24 protein-coding genes are annotated in these 22,441 nt (G+C 59.7%); 13 read left to right on the top strand and 11 right to left on the bottom strand.

All coding sequences use genetic code 11. The features are described from left to right. The first annotated feature begins 506 nt into the window (after positions 1 to 506). A complete protein-coding gene (locus AB7F41_RS06805) occupies positions 507 to 1,751 on the top strand; it encodes a type IV secretory system conjugative DNA transfer family protein (protein ID WP_428406492.1) in 1,245 nt (414 codons plus the stop codon). Between the two features lie 266 nt (positions 1,752 to 2,017). Then, positions 2,018 to 3,112 (top strand): Shedu immune nuclease family protein, encoded by a 1,095-nt coding sequence (locus AB7F41_RS06800; RefSeq protein WP_428406491.1) that lies wholly within the window; start codon positions 2,018 to 2,020, stop codon positions 3,110 to 3,112. Between the two features lie 154 nt (positions 3,113 to 3,266). Here AB7F41_RS06800 and AB7F41_RS06795 read toward each other — a convergent pair whose 3' ends face one another. Both AB7F41_RS06795 and AB7F41_RS06790 read right to left on the bottom strand, forming a co-directional pair. Continuing rightward, positions 3,267 to 3,503: a GDCCVxC domain-containing (seleno)protein gene (locus AB7F41_RS06795; protein WP_428406490.1), complete on the bottom strand. Its 237-nt coding sequence runs from the start codon at positions 3,501 to 3,503 to the stop codon at positions 3,267 to 3,269. Then, on the bottom strand, positions 3,503 to 3,925 hold the full coding sequence (locus tag AB7F41_RS06790) for a mercuric transporter MerT family protein (RefSeq protein ID WP_428406489.1): 423 nt from the start codon (positions 3,923 to 3,925) through the stop codon (positions 3,503 to 3,505). Before AB7F41_RS06790 ends, AB7F41_RS06795 begins: the two co-directional genes overlap by 1 nt. Before the next feature lie 66 nt (positions 3,926 to 3,991). Here AB7F41_RS06790 and AB7F41_RS06785 point away from each other — a divergent pair, with 66 nt between their 5' ends. The 3 genes from AB7F41_RS06785 (at position 3,992) to AB7F41_RS06775 (ending at position 6,428) form a co-directional block, all read left to right on the top strand. Beyond that, positions 3,992 to 4,477: a MerR family transcriptional regulator gene (locus tag AB7F41_RS06785; RefSeq protein ID WP_428406488.1), complete on the top strand. Its 486-nt coding sequence runs from the start codon at positions 3,992 to 3,994 to the stop codon at positions 4,475 to 4,477. Positions 4,478 to 4,544: 67 nt separating this feature from the next. Next, on the top strand, positions 4,545 to 5,507 hold the full coding sequence (locus AB7F41_RS06780) for a replication-relaxation family protein (protein ID WP_428406487.1): 963 nt from the start codon (positions 4,545 to 4,547) through the stop codon (positions 5,505 to 5,507). Positions 5,508 to 6,164: 657 nt separating this feature from the next. Further along, positions 6,165 to 6,428 carry a hypothetical protein gene (locus tag AB7F41_RS06775; RefSeq protein ID WP_428406486.1) on the top strand — a complete coding sequence of 88 codons (264 nt, stop codon included), beginning with the start codon at positions 6,165 to 6,167 and terminating at the stop codon, positions 6,426 to 6,428. Between the two features lie 451 nt (positions 6,429 to 6,879). On the opposite strand, the gene smbP is transcribed toward AB7F41_RS06775, so the two are convergent. The 4 genes from smbP to AB7F41_RS06755 all read right to left on the bottom strand — a co-directional run bounded on the left by smbP (position 6,880) and on the right by AB7F41_RS06755 (position 9,843). Continuing rightward, a complete protein-coding gene (gene smbP / locus AB7F41_RS06770) occupies positions 6,880 to 7,242 on the bottom strand; it encodes a small metal-binding protein SmbP (protein ID WP_428406485.1) in 363 nt (120 codons plus the stop codon). Positions 7,243 to 7,947: 705 nt separating this feature from the next. Beyond that, positions 7,948 to 8,124 (bottom strand): hypothetical protein, encoded by a 177-nt coding sequence (locus AB7F41_RS06765; RefSeq protein WP_428406484.1) that lies wholly within the window; start codon positions 8,122 to 8,124, stop codon positions 7,948 to 7,950. A 571-nt stretch (positions 8,125 to 8,695) separates the two neighbouring features. Beyond that, on the bottom strand, positions 8,696 to 8,977 hold the full coding sequence (locus AB7F41_RS06760; protein ID WP_428406483.1) for an integration host factor subunit alpha: 282 nt from the start codon (positions 8,975 to 8,977) through the stop codon (positions 8,696 to 8,698). 620 nt (positions 8,978 to 9,597) lie between these two features. After that, complete coding sequence (locus tag AB7F41_RS06755; RefSeq protein ID WP_428406482.1) at positions 9,598 to 9,843, bottom strand: hypothetical protein; 246 nt, start codon at positions 9,841 to 9,843, stop codon at positions 9,598 to 9,600. A 447-nt stretch (positions 9,844 to 10,290) separates the two neighbouring features. Here AB7F41_RS06755 and AB7F41_RS06750 point away from each other — a divergent pair, with 447 nt between their 5' ends. Both AB7F41_RS06750 and AB7F41_RS06745 read left to right on the top strand, forming a co-directional pair. Continuing rightward, positions 10,291 to 11,196, top strand: a complete 906-nt coding sequence (locus tag AB7F41_RS06750; RefSeq protein WP_428406481.1) for a 2Fe-2S iron-sulfur cluster-binding protein — start codon at positions 10,291 to 10,293, stop codon at positions 11,194 to 11,196. Between the two features lie 84 nt (positions 11,197 to 11,280). Continuing rightward, complete coding sequence (locus AB7F41_RS06745) at positions 11,281 to 11,760, top strand: ferritin-like domain-containing protein (protein ID WP_428406480.1); 480 nt, start codon at positions 11,281 to 11,283, stop codon at positions 11,758 to 11,760. Between the two features lie 194 nt (positions 11,761 to 11,954). Here the strand turns inward: AB7F41_RS06745 and AB7F41_RS06740 are convergent, their stop codons facing one another. After that, positions 11,955 to 12,101, bottom strand: a complete 147-nt coding sequence (locus AB7F41_RS06740; protein WP_428406479.1) for a DUF1328 domain-containing protein — start codon at positions 12,099 to 12,101, stop codon at positions 11,955 to 11,957. 128 nt (positions 12,102 to 12,229) lie between these two features. After that, on the bottom strand, positions 12,230 to 12,481 hold the full coding sequence (locus tag AB7F41_RS06735) for a CsbD family protein (protein ID WP_428406478.1): 252 nt from the start codon (positions 12,479 to 12,481) through the stop codon (positions 12,230 to 12,232). 289 nt (positions 12,482 to 12,770) lie between these two features. Here AB7F41_RS06735 and AB7F41_RS06730 point away from each other — a divergent pair, with 289 nt between their 5' ends. Together AB7F41_RS06730 and AB7F41_RS06725 are read left to right on the top strand one after the other, a co-directional pair. After that, complete coding sequence (locus AB7F41_RS06730; RefSeq protein WP_428406477.1) at positions 12,771 to 13,205, top strand: ester cyclase; 435 nt, start codon at positions 12,771 to 12,773, stop codon at positions 13,203 to 13,205. 71 nt (positions 13,206 to 13,276) lie between these two features. Next, on the top strand, positions 13,277 to 14,866 hold the full coding sequence (locus AB7F41_RS06725) for a hypothetical protein (protein ID WP_428406476.1): 1,590 nt from the start codon (positions 13,277 to 13,279) through the stop codon (positions 14,864 to 14,866). A gap of 188 nt (positions 14,867 to 15,054) precedes the next feature. On the opposite strand, the gene AB7F41_RS06720 is transcribed toward AB7F41_RS06725, so the two are convergent. Further along, the gene (locus tag AB7F41_RS06720) at positions 15,055 to 15,276 is read right to left on the bottom strand and encodes a hypothetical protein (RefSeq protein ID WP_428384175.1); all 222 of its coding nucleotides are present in this window, start codon (positions 15,274 to 15,276) and stop codon (positions 15,055 to 15,057) included. Positions 15,277 to 15,566: 290 nt separating this feature from the next. Between AB7F41_RS06720 and AB7F41_RS06715 the strand changes: the two genes are divergently transcribed. The 4 genes from AB7F41_RS06715 (at position 15,567) to mgtA (ending at position 20,241) form a co-directional block, all read left to right on the top strand. Beyond that, the gene (locus AB7F41_RS06715; RefSeq protein WP_428384173.1) at positions 15,567 to 16,010 is read left to right on the top strand and encodes a four-helix bundle copper-binding protein; all 444 of its coding nucleotides are present in this window, start codon (positions 15,567 to 15,569) and stop codon (positions 16,008 to 16,010) included. Between the two features lie 516 nt (positions 16,011 to 16,526). Continuing rightward, positions 16,527 to 16,769 carry a hypothetical protein gene (locus AB7F41_RS06710; RefSeq protein ID WP_428384183.1) on the top strand — a complete coding sequence of 81 codons (243 nt, stop codon included), beginning with the start codon at positions 16,527 to 16,529 and terminating at the stop codon, positions 16,767 to 16,769. 246 nt (positions 16,770 to 17,015) lie between these two features. Beyond that, on the top strand, positions 17,016 to 17,291 hold the full coding sequence (locus AB7F41_RS06705; RefSeq protein ID WP_428384171.1) for a GCG_CRPN prefix-to-repeats domain-containing protein: 276 nt from the start codon (positions 17,016 to 17,018) through the stop codon (positions 17,289 to 17,291). 403 nt (positions 17,292 to 17,694) lie between these two features. Beyond that, positions 17,695 to 20,241, top strand: coding sequence for a magnesium-translocating P-type ATPase (gene mgtA, locus AB7F41_RS06700; protein ID WP_428384170.1), 2,547 nt, complete (start codon positions 17,695 to 17,697; stop codon positions 20,239 to 20,241). Here mgtA and AB7F41_RS06695 read toward each other — a convergent pair. Further along, positions 20,238 to 21,011: a CDP-alcohol phosphatidyltransferase family protein gene (locus AB7F41_RS06695; protein ID WP_428384168.1), complete on the bottom strand. Its 774-nt coding sequence runs from the start codon at positions 21,009 to 21,011 to the stop codon at positions 20,238 to 20,240. The two genes, mgtA and AB7F41_RS06695, sit on opposite strands and share 4 nt — an antisense overlap. 229 nt (positions 21,012 to 21,240) lie before the next feature. Continuing rightward, positions 21,241 to 22,428: an acetate/propionate family kinase gene (locus AB7F41_RS06690; RefSeq protein ID WP_428384166.1), complete on the bottom strand. Its 1,188-nt coding sequence runs from the start codon at positions 22,426 to 22,428 to the stop codon at positions 21,241 to 21,243. Between the last annotated feature and the right edge of the window lie 13 nt (positions 22,429 to 22,441).

Genomic DNA, 22,441 nt, shown 5'->3' with positions numbered 1-22,441 from the left:
GAGCGCCGCATGAAGATGAGGCGCTCAAATCAGCCCTAGACAAAGCATTGATTAGAGGCTTGACTGTGTGCGTTTATGACGAAGCCTCTCGCGAAGTGGGTTGGCTCGATCAATTCCGAAAGACCCTTAGGAGTATATCAGGATATGACGCGGAGATGAATCCTCGCTCATTGATATAGTGTTGCCTCGACGCCGATAACAAGAGATTGTCGCGATCACCGAGACCGACAACAAGCGGCGCGGCTTCTAGCGTCGCAATGCCGATATTTAACCATTTCCAGCGCTATAATTCTCACAGGCCACCATCCCTTTTCGGATCGTGGCCGGAAACGAGCCGACAGTGAGCGGGGGGCTCGGCAGTCGCTTCATTACGCACAATGAACTGCGACGCCACGTAGCCCCGGCGCGCCTTCAGGGAAGAAGGCGCTGCCCGCATCACTTCCCTACCGCGATGCGCACGGCACGCCGGCTCTCTTCCGGCTATGGATACGCAATCATATTCACGCATGCTTGGCGCTCGCGCATCGGGCGAATTCGTCACGCTCGACGAGGACGAACGCCGGCGGCACCTCTACCTCATCGGCCAGACCGGCACGGGTAAGAGCACATTACTGCTCAACCTGTTGCGCCAGGACTTCGAGAACGGCGCGGGCGTCGCGCTTCTCGACCCGCACGGCGATCTTGCGCGCGCCGCGCTCGACCATATTCCGCGCCGACGCACGAATGATCTCGTCTATATCGACCCAGCCGACATCGAGCGGCCGATCGGCTTCAATCCCCTCTCGCGCGTGCCGCCCGATCTTGCGCCGATCGTCGCCGACGGAGTCGTCTCGGCCTTCCGGCACGTGTGGCCAGAGAGCTGGGGACCGCGCCTCGATTACATTCTTACCAACGCCGTGCGCGCGCTACTCGACGTTCCGGGCGCAACCCTGCTCATGCTCCCCCGCCTGTTGATTGATACGCCCTATCGCGTGCAGTTGGTGCATCGCCATGTGCGCGACCCCGTCGTGCGGGCCTACTGGCAGAATGAATACGCCGGCTACACGGAGAGTTTTCGCCGGGAGGCCATCGCACCCATTCAGAACAAGATCGGCAAGGTGCTAATGACGCCCTCATTGCGCAACATGCTGGCGCAACCTAGGAGCGCAATCACGCCGCGCCGGTTGATGGACGAGGGGGCGATCGTCATCTGCAATCTATCGAAGGGCGCGCTCGGAGAGAGCACGGCGCATCTTCTTGGCGCATTGCTTGTCACTGCGCTCGCGCAGGCCGCGCTCTCTCGCGCCGACACGCCGGCGGCCGAGCGGCGCGTCTTCCATCTCTATGCCGACGAATTTCAATCATTCGCCACGGAGAGTTTCTCGCTCATTCTGAGCGAAGCGAGAAAATATGCGCTGACCCTCACCCTTGCGCATCAATATCTCGACCAGCTTCCACCGCCGCTGCGCGCGGCGATCTTCGGCAACGCCGGCTCGATCATCGCGTGTCGCACCGGCGCATCGGACGCGCCGATCCTCGCCGAACAAATCGGACTTGGTGGCGACGACGCGCTTCTCGACCTCCGCAACTTCACCGCCTGGGCGCGGCTCCTACGGGGCGGACAGCCGTCCTCCCCTATCTTCTTCGATCTCTACTCCGCGCCCCGGCCGCTGCAGCCGTCCGCGCAACGATTGATCGACACAAGCCGAATGCGTTTCGGGCGGGATCGAAAGAAGGTGGAGGAAAAAATAGGCAGGTTTCTTGCAGCGTGATGGACTGTCGTGGTCACGATACCCGGTCACCGAGAAGCGAATATCTGGAGGCCAAAGCTGAAGCTGTAGGCCAACACTAGGAACTGGTCGATCAGAGAGCCTATCTCTCGGTAACGGAGCGGGTCGTAATCGGTATGCGCTTAGTGTAAAATACCTCCTGACCTGCCGCTCTGTGTCGGGATGCTTTCGTGTCCGCACTCAGCATCCCAATCGACTAAGATGATGGGCGAGAGAATTTCATAGCTTTATTCTGCGACGGACTGCGTATGTCGGACGATGCCAACTTCATAGCGAACTACAAGAACAACCATCTTTACGTGCACCCCGGCAAGACCGGAGCTTACGCCGCCATTGCGGGCGAAAGCGAACAGGTCATCGGTGAGATCGATGTAACGCAAAGATGCAAGCTGGCCGTTTCAGCTTTTTACGTGAACGACCACAAAGACTTCGGCACGTTCAAGATCACAAAACTTCAATTTCATGCAAGATATGGCTGGCGCGAGAGCGGCCACATCCAAGTCAACAAATTTCAGTTGGCGCAAATAAGAGAGTTTCTGTCGATCATCTCCAGCCTCGATCTCAGCGATGCCCAGAAGACACGGGTCTCGCTCGACAATATCCATGTAGGAGCTTTGGGGGCCCTGCTGAGCAGCACAAAGGGCGCTGACCTCATCGGCCAGCTGGCGTCTACCCCAGAACTACACCAGGACATTTACGCCGTCGCAGCAAAACGCGCGGCACTGGACGAATTCAAGGAGAACTTGGACAGAGAGAGCACGTCCGAGCCCGATTGGCAGGCCTTCTTCGAGCGCAACCCATGGATCTTCGGACATGGGCTGAATTACGTTTTTCTCGACAAAGTGAGCAAAAAACTGGAAGCCCGCACGACGGGAAGCAGCTTCGACCGGCCGGGCAAGCGTGCCGACGGGCTTATGCTTACGCGCGCGGAGGTGAGCCAATACGTTCTGGTCGAGATCAAGAAGAACAGCACTGAATTGCTTCAGAAGACAATCTACCGTCCCGGATGCTGGAGCGTGTCTGACGAGGTATCTGGCGCCGTAACGCAAACGCAAAAGACCGTTTTCGAGTTTTCGCGGCAGCGATTCCGAGACGATCTGAAGGACGAAATTGGCAATAGCACGGGCACCATTGTCTATACAATTGAACCGAGGAGCTTTCTCGTTGTTGGGAGTTTGGCGCAGCTCGAAGGAAATGACGATAAGATCGCTTGCTTCGAACTCTATCGGAAAAACATCCGATCACCAGAAATTCTGACGTTCGATGAGCTGTTCTACCGGGCTAACTGCATTGTGGAGAATATCAGCCGAGTGGTGAGTCGTCCCGACAAAGGAAGCGCTTGATACGCCGGGCTCTTGGTGTGTTGCTAACGCCAGTCAGAAGCCGTGCTCGCGTCGGGCGACATCGCGACGAGGTAGAATGAAGAACGCGCAGTTTCGCGCGGCGTAAGAGTGCCAGTAGAGGCAGCGCAAGCGTTGAAATCGATCACCGCGCCTCTCAAAGAGTCGTATTTCCACAACACGAGCCGCCGCTTTCTTTTCCGGCTAACGCTTCCTGAATCGGCGGACAAGGAATCGAGCCATAGGAGCAGAACACGCAGCAATCACCTGCGCGCGGTTTGAGCAGCACGCCACAACCTTTGCACTCATAGAAATACTGGCAGGCGTCCGTCGGCATTGTCTCAGTCGTTTGATGACGGCACTGTGGGCATGTGATGGTGGATTGAAGCTGCATCAGCGTTGCCGCATGAACTGGAGCAGGATTGGCTCTACGTAGGGTTGCCAAATGGCGGCCGCGCCGATGAGAGCTGTTCCGACCGCGAGGAACGCAGCCGTGCGTTTGGGCGAGCCTGGCGCGACACAGACGTCAGCGTTATCACATGCGGCTACGCGACGGCGGAAGAACAAGAACCACCCGATGGCGATAGCGAGCGCCGCCCCGCCAAGCAGGAAGGGGCGGAGGCTGGCCAGGAGTTCGAGGCCGCCAAGCGCCGCCCCGGTGACGCCGACGCTGGCGAGCGCAAGCGGCAGCGCGCAACAAGACGACGCGGCCAGCGCCCAAAATCCGACTGCGGTTCCTACCCAGGCGAACCATCCCGTCGCCGGCGCAAGCGGCCCGGCCTTACCATTTGGTTTCGTTGCATCGCTGACTGCCATGGCTGGTGCTCCTGATTTTCCTGTGGCAGCCTACTTTCCGTAGTCGCTACAGGGTCAAGAGAAAAAATGGCCGCGAACACGCGAGGCGTTACGATCGGACAGCTCGCCAAGGCGACGGGCGTGAATCTGGAGACGGTGCGCTATTACGAGCGCATCCGACTCATGCCGCCGCCCGACCGCACCGAGGGAGGCCATCGCGCATATGACAGCGATCATGTCCGAAGATTGGCGTTCATTCGTCGCGCGCGTGAATTGGGATTTGGAATAGAGAGCATCCGCGCATTGCTGGTGGCGGCCGAACCGGGCCACAGCTCATGTTCAGAAGTCATGGAGATTGCGGACGCTCACCTTTCCGAGGTGCGAACCAAACTTGCAGACCTCGCACGGCTCGAAAAAATCCTCGCCGACACGATTAGCCAATGCGCGGGCGATCAAACGCCGGCCTGCCCTGTTCTCGACATGCTCGACGCCGCGCGCGCAACCCCGCCAGACCCCGTCACACCTCGGCGCAGCCCGACAAAGCGCGTCCGAACGCGCCGCCGCGCGACATAGCCCGACAGAGCCACAGGCCTTGCGATGTGCGGCCAAAGGGGGCATTTCCAGTTGCTAGAATGAACCCATGGATTCTAGCGCGACAGCCGAAGGCGGCACTCGCCGGCCCCGATTCCGCCGGGCCTTTAATGGGCTAGCCTTCCGCGTAACCCACGACGACATCGAGATTATCCGACACATTGGCCGACACAGGTTTTTGCGGTCGACGCATGTTGCCGATCTTGTGGGGCGATCGGTCGACCGGACAAATGATCGGCTGTGCCACCTCTATCATGCGGGATACATCGACCGGCCCCGCGCGCAACTCGACTTCTATCCGACCAAAGGCTCCGCCCCGATGGTCTATGCGCTCGCCGATCGGGGAGCGCGGTTGTTGCGGAACCATGGCATGCTTGGCCTGTCACGGGTTGAATGGGGCCGCAGGAACCTGGAGGCGCGCCGGCCGTTCATCGAGCACCAATTGGAGATCGCCCACTTCGAAGTCGCGGCGCAACTTTCGGCCGAGCGTTGCGGCCATCGCTACGTCACGGCCGAGGAGATAGTTTCTCGATTGCCGGGAAGTTTTGCCCTCGATCTTGGCGGCAACCCCTTCGCGCTTCGGGTCACGGTTTCGCACCAGGGGACGCGCCAGGAGATCGGGCTTGTCCCGGACATCGCCTTCACCATCGACTTGAAGAACGGCGCGTCCAGAAACTTTCTCGCCGAAATTGACCGGGCCACTATGCCGATCACCCGGGCGGACTTTTCTCAGACCAGCATCGAGCGCAAACTTCGCTCCTATCTTTCGGCGTACGCCTCCCGTCTCTTCGAACGAAAGTTCGGCTGGAAGTTCTTTCGCGTGCTGTTCGTCACCAGCAACGACAATCGCGTCCGCTCGATGATCGAGGCGCTGCGATCCATCCAGCCGCCGGGCGCGGCGGGATCATCTCTCTTCCTTTTCGCCTCGCGCGATGCGCTTCGCGCCGCTGATCCACTGACCGCAGCTTGGCGCGGCGTCGACGGTTCGCTGCGGCGCTTGCTGCCCCAATAAGAGGCGAAAAGCCTATAGGGTCGGGCGCGGGCCTGCGCATGACCTCCCAAGAAATCAGGTTGTTGTCATCGCCAAGTGAGGGAAACGGTTTCCCCTACTATTTCCCCATTTATTTCCCCAGGCCCTCCAAGGGTGCCTCGCCGGCCGCCCGGCTCGAATGGGGGGAAACACCTAATGGGTCGGGCTGAATTGTCCGACGGCGGGCTTCCGTAAGAATCTGAAATCACGAAGAAAACTATTTCGAAGACATTAATCGGGTCATTAATTCGGAATATATGAGCTGATTAATGAGCCGATATAGGTCGGTCAGCCTTCTCCCGGCATTCTTCTCTCGCCAAAGCACGGGGGCGAAACCGGGCTAAATGCATGGGTGCTCGTGGCCGAATTCGAAGTGATGCGCCGCCAGCAAGTGACGCAAGGCGCTGACGTTGCGCCTATTTCGTCGCATCCAAAAATCGTTTCGCCGGTCGGTTCAGAAAGCTCCGCCGAACCGACAAAATCCGCGCGCCCTTGACGGGTCTTTCTCGCGGCGTACCCTGAAAGTCAGTCTCCGGAAACTTCCTCAACTTTGCGATCCGCGCGGGCGGGCGGCGGGGCGGTGCGTCCCTCGCCGCCTGCCTACGCAGGACATCGCAACCTCGCCGGAAGGAGTTTCCAATGGCGGAGAAAGAGCAACCCAAGCAGCCGACGCATCGCGCCTATTCAGTCATTCGCCGCGAAGGCCAGGACGACTTTTGGCTAAACGTCGGATTGGTCTTTCCGCACAAGGACGGCGGCGGCTTCAACATCATGTTGCAAGCCTTCCCGCTCGACGGAAAGATTGTGTGCCGCGAGATCGCCGACGAGGATCACGACGATGCCCCGGCGCAACGACGACAATCGAACGGCGGTCGCTCATCGCATGACACACGTCGCCGATAAGAGTCCCGTCGACACGATGCAATGAAAGGGCCGCTTGCGTGCGGCTCTTTTTCATTCAAGAGTGGTTGAGGAAGCGCGCGTTGGGGGTATAAAAATCCCTAAAGAGGAAACGAACCTCCGACCAAATCGGGCGTGGGGGTATGAGCGGGGTGTCAGATTTTTATCTCTGCAAAAATATTCTTATTTTTCAGTGGATTAAAAACACAAATTGAATCCCTCTTGCGCACCATTTGACTAAGTTAAAGACAAAAATTTCAGATAGTTGCGCATAGCGTTGCTAGTCAGTCCCATAACTAGTCCCACGCTTCGCATGATTTCGGCGTGGCGTCCGGCTTCGGTCGCGACACTCTGGTGGCATCTTAATCTTGATCCGGCGAACACCGCAAAAAATCGCCGCGGCCGGCGCCTCATTTTCCGGGCCGCGCCACGACGAAAAAGTTGTCGCCAGAGCTTACCTGACGGCTTCAAGATGCAACAACGCCTTGTCCGCATGCGCTGTCGCCTTTTCAACGCGGTGCACGGAGCTGGTCCGCGAGGCTAGTTTGAGCCCTTTTTTCAGATGAGCGATCGCTTTCTTAAGATGTTCTCGCGAACGCTGAGTATGGGGCTGCGCCTGCGCGGCGTGCGCATGATGAACTGCCTCAACTGAATGTTCGACGAAGGATGTGGCTTGGCCCTGGTTGCCGGCGGCGATCGCTTCCTTGGTTTCCCAGATTGCCTGCTTTAGATGGTCGCTCGCCCAGCCCACTTGTGGGGCGGCGGCCAGCGCGAGCGCAAAACCCAGGGCTGCGACTGTGAGACGGCGAGATATCATGTGGGTCCCCTCCCAATCGTTCAACGAAATGAACCGGGATTCGCCGGACATTTCCGGCTAAGTGCGCGGATCATTCGCAAGAGTATGCGCCGCAGGGATCGAATTTCAATTAGGCGCGTCGACGCAGTTCAGTTAAGGCTTACCTTCTCGGGGAAGCTCTTGTGCGACAGCCGCAGGAAGTACGCCCATGCCGCTCCAGCAGCGCGCGCAGCCGCAGCCGCCTTCCGGATCGCGTCCGGAGGCTACACGATGGGATTGTCGTGCAGGATGGCTTCGTTGAAGTCGAGAAGCGCGCGGTTCGCCGCAAAGGCCGGTTGGCAAGCTTGGCGAAACGCTTGGCCGTCGCGGAATGGTGGCAAAACCAATCCAGGAACCTCTTTCCGCGATCTTTTTCGATTAAGCCAGCTTGATGTGCGTCATTCAACACGTGCTCAATCATGTTCTTAGCATTTGAAAATTGCTCTTCGACAAATCCAGTGGTTGCCGAAGGTTCATCGACATTATTAGGCATCGCGCTGCATCTCGCGCGCATCAAAATTGAGCGCAGGGAAACCGAGCGATGCTTTCTCGGCTTGTCGGCTGGCCGGCCTATCCCTGTCCGGTGTCATGTGGGAAGGCGCGAGGAACGGCACAAGCGGCGAGGCTACTTGTAGGTGGCGCTGTTTCCCATAGCGCGCCCGCCCCGCACTCTATAGCGCACTCCGGCTACTTCTTTCTGCGTTTCAATTTTAGGCCATGCCGGTCTCGTGGGATCATGTAATAAACCACGCGGACCTTGGCGTCGGGATGACTCCGGCAGAACGCTGCTACCGGCGGCGCGGTGCGGGCGCCTTCAAGCTGCATATCGACCGGCAGACCGAGCAGATAGGCACACGTCAGCACTGTGGCGAACATCCTCGGAGCCTCCCGTTTATTGTGGGCGCCAACCCTAAAGTTTTGCAGTTAATACATTGCGTCTAAACTCAATGAAACAGCGAACCGGCGACGGTTAGCTCAAAGCCTTTGCCGCAAATCCTCGGGTGTCAGCGCCTCGCCGAGATCGGCGAATAATCGGGCGAGGCGCAGCGCCGGCACGCCTAGGCTCGGCTCATCGTCGCCAGATTGTCTTAGGCCGCCCAAATCGTTTCCTGTGTAAAAGAAAGACAAGGCCCAAGCATAGTGCCGCCTCCCAATGCTCTCGTGGCGACACGAGAAATGCTATGCTCCCCCATGTGCGGTCGCTTCACACAGGATCTCTCTTGGAAAGAAATCCAGCGCCTCGCTGACCTCATCGGCCAGCGACGCAGCCTTCAGATCGAAGTCATTCGGCCCGCGGTGGGCGGCGGTGAGCTTGCGCCGTTACTGTGCCGCTCTGGTGGAAAATGCCGCTCAGCGAGCTACCCTCAAGGTTCACCGCTGTAGCCCAGAGGGTTTCCGCTGTGCGTCGTCTCCCGGATTTCGGCCCAGCGAAATGTCAGCTGTCGCGGTTGATTCTCGCTCGCAAAGCACCCGACGGCTTAAAGTGGACGACGAGGCGCGCCGAAACCACAGCGTGCGCGCCTGTTTTCGGATTGCGTGCCTGCCGCTCCTTTTTGGCGCGCACCAAAAAAGCGCCAAAACCTGAGAGCTTGACGTCCTCACCCTCGACAATGCGCTCAAAAATCTCACTAAGCACCATGTCCACGTATTTCGCGGATTCAGTCTTCGGCGCTCGAAGTTTTTGATGAATCGCATCGGCAAGGTCCGAACGAGTCACTGCGCACTTCGTCTTAACGCCGTTACGCGCGACTTCAGTTCGAAAGGGAGTGACCGCCGAATTAGTCTCCATCAAGCACAGTCCATATGAGATTCGCCGCAGTGGATCGAAGTAGCCCGCTTCGCGTTGCCCAAATAGGAGCACTCCGAACGAGACAGTCTGAACAGAATTCATTTTCCGCTGACGGCAAGCTCCCGCCAAGCTCGTAGATATACAGAGAAATTAGAATTTTCATGCGATCAGAGTGGGGCCTATCTCTTTTGCGGATGCCTACGCCTATGTCGCTGCGGTCCCAAACCCCTTCAGTCTTTCAAGTTTGCCAGCATAACTTACGTCAACTTTCGATGTGCCAACCTGAGCGGACCTAATCTGAATTCTCGGGCGTGCAGTGCCCACTCGGTCGGACCGTTCTGTTGCGCCGAAGACGAAATCCGGCGCACGGCGTCAATGCGGTGCTTCAAATCATTCGGTGTCGCTGTCTGCTTTCCGAGATTTCAGCCGTTCGAGTTCTTTCCGTCTGTTGGCGAGCGTTAGAGCACGGCGGCTGAAGTTGGTGACGACTAAGACAACAATCACAAGAAATGCTCACGCGGCGAGGGTGAAAAGCAGCCGCTGGACAGTCATGTCAGTGACCGCGCCTCCTGCTTGCCCGCGAGCCAATGTTCGGCGTCGAACGCTTCGGACAATCTCTCAATTCCCATGACGACATCTTCAACGAGCTGCAATGTGCCCATGAGTCCGGCGTCGTCTTGATCATCGAGAATGTCGGCGAGCGCCTTATGCAGAGCCCAAGCGCGGCGCTTAGGCGCCCTCTTGCGGCACCACCCCCTTTCGGCACGGTTCGAGACGCTTTCGGCGATGCTCAAGATTGGCGCGCATCGCGGGCCTTTTCGCCCGCGCGCTGACGCCGCCGTCTCCGCGCGCACGCCGGCGCGGGCGTCTGTCGCAATCGATGACCCCTCAGTTTGGAACCCCTTGTTTTTGCCGGCTGCGTTCCCTTCCGGAACGCGCAGCAATTGCAAAGATCTAGTTTGCGATCATCGCTATTGCGTCCCGCAGAACGGCATTGCTGCGATGTCTTGTCCGTATTGATCCGTATTGCTGCGACATTCTGTCATGCACACGCCTGTCAATACTGCGACAACCTGTCCACACGAAACCAGATTACATGGCAAGACTTCTGCGTTGGCGCAGTTGCGGCGACGTCAAAAGCTTAGATGCCGCCCCGAAAAGCGCTGATAATCATATGCTTAACTCGGATCGCCTTTCGGTTGCGGGACAATGTCGAAAAGAGAACATTCGGAGGGGAAAACGTGGCTAATGTGACATTCTCATCACCCGTCCTTGGGCGCGACGTCACGGTCTATGCGATCGCCGGCGACCGCGGCACGATCCTGGCCGTGGCCAAGGCGCACAAGATTCCGATTCCTTTCGATTGCCAGGACGGCGAGTGCGGCTCGTGCCTCGTCGAAGTGACGCATCTCAGTCGAAACCAGAAATACGGGATCGCGCTGACCGAAAAAGAAAAGGAAATGCTGCGACAGCTCGGCAAGATCACCAAAGCCGAGATCGAGGACGCCGAAGTCAACGATATGCCGCCGCGCTATCGCCTGGCGTGCCAATGTTTCGTGCGCAACGAGGACATCCTCGTCAAGTTCGAAGGCGATCAAACCCTGCCGGCGCAAGGCCCGCACATCACGCATGCGGCAAAGCGGTTCACGGGCGGCATCGATATCGGCACGGTCGATGAATTCCTGGGATATGCGGTGAAGGTCGAAGAGGACGCCGCCATACATTTCGACGAACTCGCGTCGATGATGGAGGCCTGCGACAATAAGGAAGTGTCGAGACTGTTTCGGCAGCTCGCCGGCTTTTCGCGCCTGCACCTCGCCGAGGCCAAGAAGCGCGCCGGGTCGATTGACCTCGCGACGGTCATCCCGCCCGACTATGTTTGGCCCAATCACGCCACGCCGGAACGCACTGAAATTTGGGCCGCCGATCCATCCTTGTCGCGATTGGACGGCCTAAAGGCCGCCCTGCAGGGCGAACGCCGGGGCTATGAGTTCTACCGGTCCGTCGTCGCCAAAACGAAGTCGCCCGAGATCGAGGCGATGGCCAAGGAATTCGTCAAGGAAGAGGCTGAGCACGTAAAAATTCTCGAAGCCTGGATCACGCGCGAAGAGTGGGCCATAAAGAACCCGCCGAGCGAAAACGCCTGAGGAAGGCGCATTCGTCCAAGGCTGGCGAGCGCGGCGCCACGTCGCGCTCGTTTGAATTTTGAAATCAGCAAGCGGGGATTGTCTATGAAATCAGTCGAGGAATTTCTCGCTTACGCGATCAACCTCGAATTGGAAGCGGCAACCCGTTATGGGCAATTGGCCGACGCCATGGAATCGTGCGGCAACCATGAAGTGTCAGAGCTGTTTCGTCGACTGGCGGATTATTCGAGGCTGCATCTCGCCGAGGCGCGCGCCCGCGGCGGTTTTCGCGACATCCCCAAAATGAGCCCGGGCGATTTTGTTTGGCCCGGCCTTGAAAGCCCTGAGACGGCGGCCATTTGGGCCGCCGATCCGGTGATTGGACGAGAACAGGCGTTGGAAATCGCGCTCGACGCCGAAACTGCGGGGCTCGATTATTACAAGCAGGTGCTCGACGCCACGACCGACCCCGAAGTGAAAATCCTCGCCAAGGAGTTTGTCGCTGAAGAGCGTGCGCATGTCGCTGAACTCAAGAAGTGGATCGCCGCAAATAAAGCCGGACAAACGCCGACGGTCGACCCGTAAGCGTCCCGCGTGCGGCGTTGAGAGCGCTCACGATCGCTGGTGCGCACGTCGTCACAATCGCTGAGTGGCGGCTGCGCATCCAAACATGCGCGGCGAAAAGGCCCAGCCTGTAAGGCTGGGCCAAGGGTTCTGGCCAAGGATCTGCGCCGGATCTCGGCGGACTTGGCGAGGTTGCATCGAGAAGCACAGGCTGCTCAGGCTCTGCGGATCATTCCGGCCACCGCGGAGATGACGAAGAACACCAACGCCACCCAGAATAGAATGCGCGCGCCTTCCATCGCCGTGCCCGCGACGCCGCCGAAGCCGAGAAAGGCTGCAACGAGCGCGACGACCAAGAGCATAGTGCAGCAGGCTACCCATTCGAGCCTCCGTTGTGATCAGTTGCACTCACCAGCTGCGCATCGACGAGGTCGATCGATCCATGTCGAATTTCGCAGCGTCTCCTCGCGACGCGCAGCAAGAAAATCGTTCATTCCGTTGCGCGATGAATTGCGTCCTTGGCGTCTTTGGCGAGCTCTTTCGCCTTGTTCGCCGCCGAGTCCATTGCATCGGAAACGGCGTCCTTCGCGTCGCCGAGCGCCGTCTGGGTCTTTCCCTTCAATTCCTGGAGCACGCCTTCGCCTTCCAGTTCAGGAGAGTCCACGACTTTCCCCGCGGCTTGCTTCGCGGAGCCGACGGCTTCATTCACTGCGCCTTTGAGTTTATCGCTCGTCGAACCCATCTGTTCCTCCATCTGGTGCTGAGACTAAGTTTTCAACTCCTCAGCTGAAGGCGTGTTCCCATCTTGCGCGCAAGAATTTTGATTTCGGCGAGCGGGCATGACCCGCATGCGGGTCGTTGAGTCAACCCGCGGACGTTCACAAACTTCTGCGCCTGTAGCGGGCGCTGCGAGACGCATTCGACGAACTGCGCATCGCCCGGCGATGCATGAATTTGCCTTCATCGACCGTCCTCCTATTGATCGTTGGTCGTCGCCTCGGCAAAATCCGGCGCGATTCAGCGAAAGCAAGATGGGGGACGTCATGGAAGAGCAAAAAGCCGTATCGAGAAAATCGCTCTGCTGGTGGGATAGCAATTTCCAGACTGATCCAGATCGCCTGTTCGCGCCGGGCTATATCAACCGCCAGGAGCCGATCGCCGCAACTGACGGCGAAAGGGATGTGACGCTCGACGAGTTGAAGACGATCGTGGCCGAACACCACCGCGCCTTCCCGGGCACGAAGGTCCAGATCGTCATGCAGCTCGAGGAGAATAACCGCGTCGCGACGCACTGGACCTTCAGCGTCGTGCATCAAGGCGTTTATGAGGGCGTTCCTCCGACCGGGAAAGCCATCGCCTGGGCCGGAATCTCGATCGACGAATTCGGCGCGGACGGAAAGATCGCGCAAAGCTGGGTCGTGTGGGACAAATTCACGCTGTTCCGCGCTCTCGGCCTCGCCGGATAGCTTCGACGCCTGTCAGCGTCGCCCAGGCGCCATGCGCAAACCAATTCCGGCCGCGTCTTTCAAAACAGTCGATGAACGCAGAAAGCTTCAAGATGGCGCTGACAGGTCTCCGGTCGCATCCGCCTATCTGCGGCGCGATCCTTTATGCGGTCGTGGCGCTCGTCGTCTCGCGACCGGCGGTCGCTTCAACCGACGAAGTTCGGAACGCGCATGCGAAACAGAACTGCGTGCGCGGCGCATTCAAGGATTACTATCGACAAGGCGCGGGGGGCGATCCGCCCGCCGACTATCGCGGCCGCGTTTTCAAGCTCTCGCAAAATTTTCCTGATCAATTGCCTCCAAAGGAGAATTATCCGTGGCTGGCGATTGAATTCAAAGACGGCGCGCCGGTCGATCCGAAGGCCTATCTCGACGCGATGCTGAAATATGGCCTGGAAGGAAATATTGAGGCCGATTTCTACGTCGAAGATAACCGGACCCGTCGGTGGTACGGAATGCCGTGGATGGACTGGAACACGGAAGTCTCGGCGGATTGGCCGGGAACCGACGGTCGTGAATTCGTCCACGGCCTGACGCATGAGTTCGATTCGGCGCCCGGAATCCTCTCGACGCTCCAGAAGGATTATGTCGAGACATGGTCCGGCGCTTATTTCAACGATCGCGCCGGCTTTGGCGTTGGCCAAGTCTTTTGTGATCCGAACGCGCCGGATCCGTCGGCCCTCAATCCGGACCCTCAGGGCCTGAACAATTTCGCCGACGGCTCCTACATCATCAAACTGCTTTTTTCCACGGTCGACGAGGCGCAACTGCCGATCATCAAAAACGCGCTGACGTGGAACGCCGACATCTCGGTCAACCGGGATCCGAACTATCGCAACCAGGGGCCGATGTCCCGTTATCGGCGCGCTGTCCAACCGATTCGATTGCTGCAGATCGATGTCGCCGTTCGGGACGACCGCAGCGTCACAGGCTGGCTCTTTGGAACATTTTCATATGACGGCGCTCGGACCGGCGCGACGCCCTGGGACCGTATGGTCCCTCTGGGACTGGCCTGGGGCAGCAATCCCGACATTCCGTTCAGCGAGAACTGCGACGCGCGCGGCACATGCGATCGGCGGAAACTCACCGAGCAATGGATCAATGAAGACGCTAACGCGGAAATGACAACGCCTCCGCTGTCGCTCGACCACCTCGGTTTTGCGGGCCGACTCGCCGGTCCAGTCGACAATCCGCAGTCGTCCTGCATGGCCTGCCATCAAACGGCAGGCTTCCCGCAGGTCGCCATTCAGCCTGAATTTTCAGCGCTCGGCGCAAAGGTCCTGAAACTGGATGACTCCAAGACGACGTCGGATCATCCGGATTTCCGCATGGCCTATTTCCGGAACGTCCGCTCCGGCGTCGTCTTCAGCGACCGACAGCTTTTTTCATCGGATTATTCGTTGCAATTGTCGATGAGCCTTCAGAATTTCGTGTCGCGAAAATGCGCGGGCAATGACGTCGACAAGCCGAAACTCTGCACCATCCTCACAGCTTGGGCCGACGCCATGCATTCAGATATCCGGTCGGTCCTTCCGCGCGATGGCGCCGACGCGCCTTTGACGGCTGAGCGACGGCGGCGTTCGACGCCGAACCCAGGACAATCGCGCGCACGGCGTCATTGAGCCGCGGACACAGCCCACGCGGTCGCCTTGGAGACGGAGTCAAATCTGGCTGGCGCGCGGCCATGCGCCAGCGCATGCCGCTGCGACTGGCGCATTGAATATGCCTGTCCGGCGTGCAAAGAAAATTCATTGCTCAACCGCATTTTAGATGGAGAACGCAAATGCCTCGTTTCAGCATGAATATGCTTTTATTCGCCGCGGTCCTTGGCGCGATCGTCCTTCCCGCCAATGCAAAGCCCAAAATCGCAAGCGGCGCGAGTTGCAATTCGAATTGGGTGAACAATGAAGGCGCGATGCAGTGCTTCATCAAAGGCGAGGAGGAAACGCGCGCCGGCGCCAGACATCCCCACTATGTGGCCTGCGCCGGCGGCGACATATTTTGCTGCCAGGACAATGATAGTGGCGCTCAAAACTGCGTCGCCCAGGCGCGATCGAGACTGCCTTCTCGAGCAGAGTTGCTCAATGCCGTCCGAGCGGCGCAGAGCGCTCGGTCGAAACGCTAGAGCCGACCTCAGATGCTGGCGCGCGCTGCGGTTTGAGCGCGGCGCGCATCCCGTCGATATCTTGTCTTAGGCGTGGTCATTTTTAGGCCGCTTTCATATCGCTTTGATAGGGAATGGCGTCCGGGTCCGAGTCGTTGACCTGACATCGACTTCTCGAACCCAGATTTTTACCTCAACCTTGTGAAAGGATCTTGTTGATGGAACGTCGCGAATTCATCTCCACGCTTGGCGTTGTCGCCGCCGCCATGTCGGCCTCCTCCGCTCTGGCCGAGACGGCCGGCGCAAAACCTGGGGCGGAGCACATGCATCCCCCGCTGTATAAGGCGCTTTCCGACGCGGCCGCGAAATGCGTGCTGGAAGGCAATAACTGCCTGCGTCATTGCTTCGGCATGTTGTCCATGAAGGACACGAGCATGGCGGAGTGCACCAAGGAGTCCTTCGACGTGGTCGCCGCCTGCGGCGCGCTTGAGACGCTGGCTTCCGTCAATTCGTCCTCAACGCCGGCGCTCGCCAAGATCGTTATGGACATGTGCCTCGCCTGCAAGAAGGAATGCGACAAGTTCCCGCAATATTCGGAATGCGTCGATATGGGCGCCGCCTGCAAGACCTGCGCCGACGAGTGCCGCAAGGTCGCCGCGTAAACGATGCGCTTTCACTGCGGCGTTTCGCTTTGGCGAACGCCGCAGTTGCGGCGCGTCAGATGCTGGTCCTTCCTGCCGTTCCTTCGCCGCGCGAATTCAAAAAACTCTTGCTCAAAACAGTTGCCGCGCTTCTGGCGCACATCGTCAGCCGAAATTTTTCGTCTTAACTTTAACTTTCGCGCGGATGTCACGCTTTAACGATAGAAACGATTGCAATTTTTTCTGCCGATGCGCGTCGGCCTTCGACCGCGCGAATCGGCAGCGTGTCTCATCGCCCGACCATCGCTCAGTCGACGAGCGCCACTAAGCTGATACGGTTTCAGCATTTTTTGCGGCGTTCGACGCTCACACAAAAATCACATGAAATTCTTATCGGGCGCTGTCGCTCCGGCCGCAGATCCTTCACGCGCACGAGCTTAAAGATTCGCGAAGGCTTTTTGAGTTGCGCGCCGCTCTCCAAAGTTCCTAAGATCGAACGCCACGTCAATCGAAAGGGAATCGCCTTTGAAAACGCTCATCCTCGCTTTTCTTGGTTTCGTGACATTCGTCGGCGCCTGGACCTTGGAGCCGAAAGAAGCCAACGCGGTTGTTTGCGCGCGAGGGCCATATCGCGCCGGCTGCGCCGGTCGGCGCGGCGCCGTCGTGGTGGGGCGTCCTCCCGTCTACGCCCCCCGCTATCGCGTCTATGGGCCGCCGCGCCCGTATTATGGGCCGCGCCCGTATTACGGGCCGCGCTATCGCGTGTATCGCCGCTGGTAAGCGGCGCAGGCCACGAAAGCGACAGTCGCTCAAACAGGAGCCGTCACATAACGTCTGACGGCTCCTGAACTCAGGATATGCAATCGAACGCGTTTCGCGGCCGCGCAATCTCGCCGAAGACATCCGGCGCATCGATTCCCCAATTGACGCTGCGCTCAGAAAAATGATGCGCGCTATTGAAATGCGCGCCTAACGCATGTGGACTGGAGGGCCACGTCAACGCGGCACGTTGAAGGAAAAGGCGCGATGCAGCTTAAGGCAGCCGTTTTGGCTTTGGGACTGGCGACTGCAATTCCAGCTTTGTGGCCGTCGTCCGGCATGGCGATGCCAATGGCTCCGCAGTCGGACACGACAGATATCGTCAAAGTCTGGGGCGGTTGCGGCCCATATGGTCACCGCGGTCCATGGGGCGGATGCCGGCGCGGCGGTCAATGGGGCGGTTGGAGACGTCCTTGGTACGGGCCGAGACCCGTCTATCGTCCCTATTATTACCGACCGTATTGGCGCCGCCGTTTCTGGTAAGTGTCGATCGAAGCGCCTCGCCGCGACATTGTGGTCGAGGCGCTCCTCGCATGCGGCGACGGAACGAAGGCTTCCCATTCACGCTTAAGATCTGACATTTTCAGCGTCGATATAATCTTTCTCTCAGGCCCAGATCCGATTGGCGAGGTCGGTCGGAAGTCCGCCGCCCGGAAGGATCATGCTTCTGGAAGGATAGGCGCTGACGTCATTCATGGCGTCCGACAGCAATAGGATCAAAGTCGGAGCCCCGTATTTCTGTCGTGCGCGTTCGCCAGCCTTGGCGAGGATCGCGACGCAACAGCGCTTTTCCGGACGCGAGCGCTTCGCTTCTTGCCCTTGCCGATCCTGTCGCCGACATTAGGCGCGGCAAGCGCCGCAATGTGGCGAACGGGAAATCACAGCGATGGGAAATGTCGACGATCAACCTCCCTACTGGAGCCAGCAGGCTTCTACGCTGATGGAAGCGCTCGGCTCCGGACCGACAGGACTGTCGTCGGAGCGCGCCGCGGAACTGCTCGAAGACGTCGGCGCGAACGCCATCAAAGACGCGACCTCGCTCAGCATGCTGCAACTGCTGCTGCGACAGTTCGAAAGTCCGCTCGTCCTGATTCTGGTCTTTGCCGCGATGATCTCATTGATCATCCGCGAATGGCTCGACGCGACGATCGTTCTCGCGATCGTGCTCGGCAGTTCGCTGCTCGGCTTCTTTCAGGAATACCGGGCGTCGCAAGCGATACAAGAGCTCAAACGCCGACTGGAGCTCACCGTCAGAGTCATTCGAGACGGCGTGGAATGCGCGGTTCCCTTCGATTCTATCGTTCCTGGCGACGTGATCCTGCTGTCGGCGGGCAATCTCATTCCGGCCGACGGCCTGGTGCTCGAGGCGGTCGACTTTCTCGTCAGCGAAGCGAGCATGACCGGAGAATCCTTCCCCGTCGAGAAGCGCCCGGGCGTCGCGCCTGCCGACGCGCCGCTCGCGGCGCGATCCAACGCCGTTTTCCTCGGCGCGTCAGTGCGCAGCGGAACGGCAAAGGCGCTGGCCGTGCGCACCGGACGTCAGACAGAGTTCGGCGCGATCGCCGCAAGATTGATCGAGCGCCAGCCGGAGACAGATTTCGAGCGTGGCGTCAGGCAGTTCGGCTATCTGCTCATCCGTGTGATGATCATCATCGTCTTGTTCGTGCTGACGGTGAATATCGCGCTTCGCCGGCCGCCGCTCGAGTCGCTCTCCTTCGCCGTCGCCTTGGCGGTCGGGCTCTCGCCGGAACTGCTGCCCGCGATCATTGCTGTGACGCTTTCCGCCGGGGCGCGCGCCATGAGTAAGCGCGGCGTGATCGTGCGCCGTCTCGACGCGATCGAAAACCTCGGCAGCATGGACATTTTCTGCACCGACAAGACCGGCACGCTGACCGAAGGCGTGATCGTTCTTCGCGAAACATTGGACCCCAAAGGCGCAGGCTCCGACGAAGTTCGACGGCTCGGCTACCTCAACGCCGCCTTCGAAACAGGCATCGAAAATCCGCTCGACGCGGCGATCGTCGCCGCCGCCCAAAACGATGGATTGACGGCTGAAAATTTTTCTAAGGTCGACGAAATCCCCTACGACTTCATGCGGCGCAGGCTCACGGTCGTGGCGTTCGACCGGGCAAAGCCCTCCGAACATCTCATCATCACCAAAGGCGCGTTCGCGAACGTGCTGGACATCTGCACAAGGCTCGACATCGGCGGTTCGGAGCGGCCTCTGGGCGCCGCGGCGCGCGCGGCGTTGGAGGAGATTTTCAAAGACAAGAGCGCCAAGGGGTTTCGCGTGCTGGCGGTCGCAACGCGCCGCGTTCGCGCCCGCGCCGCTTATGGGCGCGACGATGAAACCGAGATGACGTTCAAGGGGTTCCTGGTTTTCCATGATCCGCCGAAAGCTGACGCGCAAGCCACGATACGCGATCTTGCGGCGCTTGGGGTGCGCATCAAGATCGTTACCGGCGACAATCGCTACGTCGCCGCCCATCTGGCGCGGTCGATTGGTCTTAATCCAAGCTCGATGATGACCGGCGAACAGCTCGCGTCGCTCACCGACGAAGCCCTGTGGAACCTGGCGCCGACCATCGATCTGTTTGTCGAAATCGATCCACAGCAAAAAGAGCTGATCGTCTGGGCGCTACAGCATGCCGGACATTCCGTCGGCTATCTGGGCGACGGCGTCAATGACGCGCCGGCGCTGCACGCGGCGGATGTCGGGATTTCGGTCGAGGGCGCGGTCGACGTGGCGCGCGAAAGCGCAGACATCATTCTGCTCGATCGGGATCTCGACGTCTTGCGCGTCGGAGTCATAGACGGGCGGCGCACCTTCGCCAATACTTTGAAATATATTTCCATCACGACGAGCGCCAACTTCGGCAACATGATCAGCATGGCGCTGGCGACGCCGTTTCTGCCGTTTCTGCCGCTTGCCGCGAAGCAGGTGCTTCTCAATAATTTTCTGTCCGACCTGCCTTCGATCACGATCTCCACCGACAATGTCGACGCCGACCGCGTGACGCGCCCGCAGCGCTGGAGCATCGCGAACATCCGTCGCTTCATGATCGTGTTCGGATTGCTCAGCTCGATCTTCGACATCGTGACATTCGTCGTCCTCCTGCAATATTTTCATGCGCGGGAGTCGGTCTTCCAGACATCCTGGTTCGTGACGTCGCTGCTCACAGAACTCGTAGTAGTGCTGGCGCTGCGCACTCAGAAATTCTCGCTGCACAGCCGACCAAGCGCTTTGCTTCTGTGGTCGACGATCGTCGTCAGCGTCCTGGCGGTCTCAGCGCCTTTTCTCGGCGAGGTGAGCGACGCTTTTGGGTTCACGCCGCTTCCCGCGTCTTTACTGGGGGCGATCGGCGCGATTGTCGTCGGCTATATCGTGGCGACAGAAGCCGCCAAGGCATGGTTTTTCCGGCGCCCGTCTTAGCCTGCCGAGACTTTCTTGTCGGCCTGTTCCGAAGGGCGACGCCCCGACGGCGCAAATCGAGGCACGAGCGAAACGAGCTCGCCCGCGTCGGATGGTTCTTCGCGGCTCTCCGCCGCCGAACTGTGCTCCTGGAGCCGAACCTGCGCCAGGTCTCGTCGCACGATGAAGATGAATACGACGAAGGCGCAAATCGACAGGCCGCCGATGATGACGTCGAGCGCGGCGAAGGAAAGAAAGCGCTGCGAGGCGAGTTCATGTCCCATCAACGCCGCGGAGATCGACCAGCCAATCACGAGCAGTCGAAAACCCGTCGGCTCGAACGCGCTGCGCGGGCGCGCTTCGCCCCGGATCACGACCAGCAAATATTTGTACGAGCTGAGCAGCAAATAGAGAGAGAGCACGAGCAGCGCAGATGGAATGGTGAAATAGGGCGAAAAGCCGAGCGCCATGATGATCAGCGTTTGAGCGACGAGATCTGCCGAATTGTCGATGAAATATCCGTAGAGCGGACGCGCGGCGCCGCGACGTTCGGAAATGGCGCGGACCAGATTGTCGCTCAGCCAGTTGAACGCGAGCCCTAGCGCGGCCAGCGCCAGGAACCAATTCGACCAGTGGCTGGCGACAAATCCGATGGCGACGAGGACGGCGCTGAACAGTCCCGCGAACGTCAGATGATCCGGAGAGACCATGTCGGGAATGCGCCGCGCGATGGCGGCGCTCAGACTCTCCTCGTCGGACGGCGGGTCTTCGCTTTCTCTTGGGTTGGGCACGAGAGCCTCGATGAATGGACCGACTGGAACCGACGGCGAATTTTTGCGAATAGGCCGGACCAGCGTCCCACCGATGGGCTGGCCGCGTATTTATCCTGAATAATCCTAGATATTCTGGACGTTTAGCGCAGGCGGGTCAATCGCTTTGTTGGATTCGCTCCTGCTGACTGGCGGGAACGAAACTCAAATGCGACGCTGGTCGACCATACGGTCGCCCGCCGCCCCGCGCTCATCGCGCCATTGCCGACAATCCCGCTGTTTCAATGGTGTGGCGCGCGATCATCGCTTCCTCGTCGGTCGCCGCCACGAAAACGGGGATGCGCGACTGGGCCGTGGAGATGATGAGATCGTTGCGGGCGTTGGCTGTCGCGTCGAGCGCGAGACCCAGCCATGCGAGGCCTTCGACCACGCCGGCGCGGACGCGCGACGAGCGCTCCCCAATTCCGGCGGTGAAGACGAGCGCGTCAAGTCCGCCGATGACGGCCGCCAGCGCGGCGATCTCCATTTTGATGCGGTGAATAAAATAGGCGATGGCGGCCGCGGCGCGGGGGTCGGCAGAGGCCTCCAATGCGCGCATATCGTGCGACACGCCGGAGAGGCCGAGGAGACCCGAGCGCTCATAGAGCAGGCGCGACAGCTCCTCGGCGGTCATCGCCTCGCTCTGGAGCAGATAGAGCAGCAGTCCGGGATCAATCTGCCCGCAGCGGGTGCCCATCGGCAAGCCTTCGAGCGCCGAGAAGCCCATGCTGGTCGCGACCGAACGTCCGCCCTTCATCGCGCAGAGGGACGCGCCATTGCCGAGATGCGCGACGACGACGCCCGCCTCGGCATGGATCGGATCGATCTCGCGCAGACGACGCGCGATATATTCATACGACAGGCCATGAAAGCCGAAGCGCCGCAAGCCGCGTTCGTAATAGGAATAGGGAAGCGCATAGGCGTCATCGACGAAGGCGTGTCCACGGTGGAAGGCCGTGTCGAAACACGCGACCTGCGGCACCTGCGGGAACGCTTCCCGGGCGCCTTCAATTCCCGCCAGATTGTGGGGTTGGTGCAGCGGCGCGAGCGGAACGAACGCCCGCAATTCGACGAGCGTTTCATCATCGACGATGACCGGCGCGGCGAAGCGCAGCCCGCCATGCACGACGCGATGCCCGATCGCGCTCACCGCCGCGACGGGATATGCGTCTTCGATCCATTCGAAGATCATGGCGATCGCCTGCCGGTGGGTGAGCTTGGCGGCGAGCTGCTTTTCGCTCGCCTCGCCGTCGACGACGGCGACGCGAAAGCGCGGGCGCGCGCCGAGTCCGTCGACCGCGCCGGAAACGATCAGCCGCGGCCACTCGGCGTCCGCGGCGAACAGGGCGAACTTCACCGAGGAAGACCCGGCGTTGAGCGTGACGACTCGATCGGCCATGGCCTCCCGCCTC

The sequence above is a fragment of the Methylocystis sp. genome (assembly GCF_050251305.1).
Lineage (GTDB): Bacteria > Pseudomonadota > Alphaproteobacteria > Rhizobiales > Beijerinckiaceae > Methylocystis.
Note: the sequence above shows the minus strand (reverse complement) of the source record. Positions and strands in the feature narration are given on the sequence as shown.

Coding starts and splice junctions, on each gene's coding strand:
- AB7F41_RS06805 (WP_428406492.1), top strand. CDS start 507: ATGCTTGGCGCTCGCGCATCGGGCGAATTCGTCACGCTCGACGAGGAC.
- AB7F41_RS06800 (WP_428406491.1), top strand. CDS start 2,018: ATGTCGGACGATGCCAACTTCATAGCGAACTACAAGAACAACCATCTT.
- AB7F41_RS06795 (WP_428406490.1), bottom strand. CDS start 3,503: ATGCAGCTTCAATCCACCATCACATGCCCACAGTGCCGTCATCAAACG.
- AB7F41_RS06790 (WP_428406489.1), bottom strand. CDS start 3,925: ATGGCAGTCAGCGATGCAACGAAACCAAATGGTAAGGCCGGGCCGCTT.
- AB7F41_RS06785 (WP_428406488.1), top strand. CDS start 3,992: ATGGCCGCGAACACGCGAGGCGTTACGATCGGACAGCTCGCCAAGGCG.
- AB7F41_RS06780 (WP_428406487.1), top strand. CDS start 4,545: ATGGATTCTAGCGCGACAGCCGAAGGCGGCACTCGCCGGCCCCGATTC.
- AB7F41_RS06775 (WP_428406486.1), top strand. CDS start 6,165: ATGGCGGAGAAAGAGCAACCCAAGCAGCCGACGCATCGCGCCTATTCA.
- smbP (WP_428406485.1), bottom strand. CDS start 7,242: ATGATATCTCGCCGTCTCACAGTCGCAGCCCTGGGTTTTGCGCTCGCG.
- AB7F41_RS06745 (WP_428406480.1), top strand. CDS start 11,281: ATGAAATCAGTCGAGGAATTTCTCGCTTACGCGATCAACCTCGAATTG.
- AB7F41_RS06740 (WP_428406479.1), bottom strand. CDS start 12,101: ATGCTCTTGGTCGTCGCGCTCGTTGCAGCCTTTCTCGGCTTCGGCGGC.
- AB7F41_RS06735 (WP_428406478.1), bottom strand. CDS start 12,481: ATGGGTTCGACGAGCGATAAACTCAAAGGCGCAGTGAATGAAGCCGTC.
- AB7F41_RS06730 (WP_428406477.1), top strand. CDS start 12,771: ATGGGGGACGTCATGGAAGAGCAAAAAGCCGTATCGAGAAAATCGCTC.
- AB7F41_RS06725 (WP_428406476.1), top strand. CDS start 13,277: ATGAACGCAGAAAGCTTCAAGATGGCGCTGACAGGTCTCCGGTCGCAT.
- AB7F41_RS06715 (WP_428384173.1), top strand. CDS start 15,567: ATGGAACGTCGCGAATTCATCTCCACGCTTGGCGTTGTCGCCGCCGCC.
- AB7F41_RS06705 (WP_428384171.1), top strand. CDS start 17,016: ATGCAGCTTAAGGCAGCCGTTTTGGCTTTGGGACTGGCGACTGCAATT.
- mgtA (WP_428384170.1), top strand. CDS start 17,695: ATGGGAAATGTCGACGATCAACCTCCCTACTGGAGCCAGCAGGCTTCT.
- AB7F41_RS06690 (WP_428384166.1), bottom strand. CDS start 22,428: ATGGCCGATCGAGTCGTCACGCTCAACGCCGGGTCTTCCTCGGTGAAG.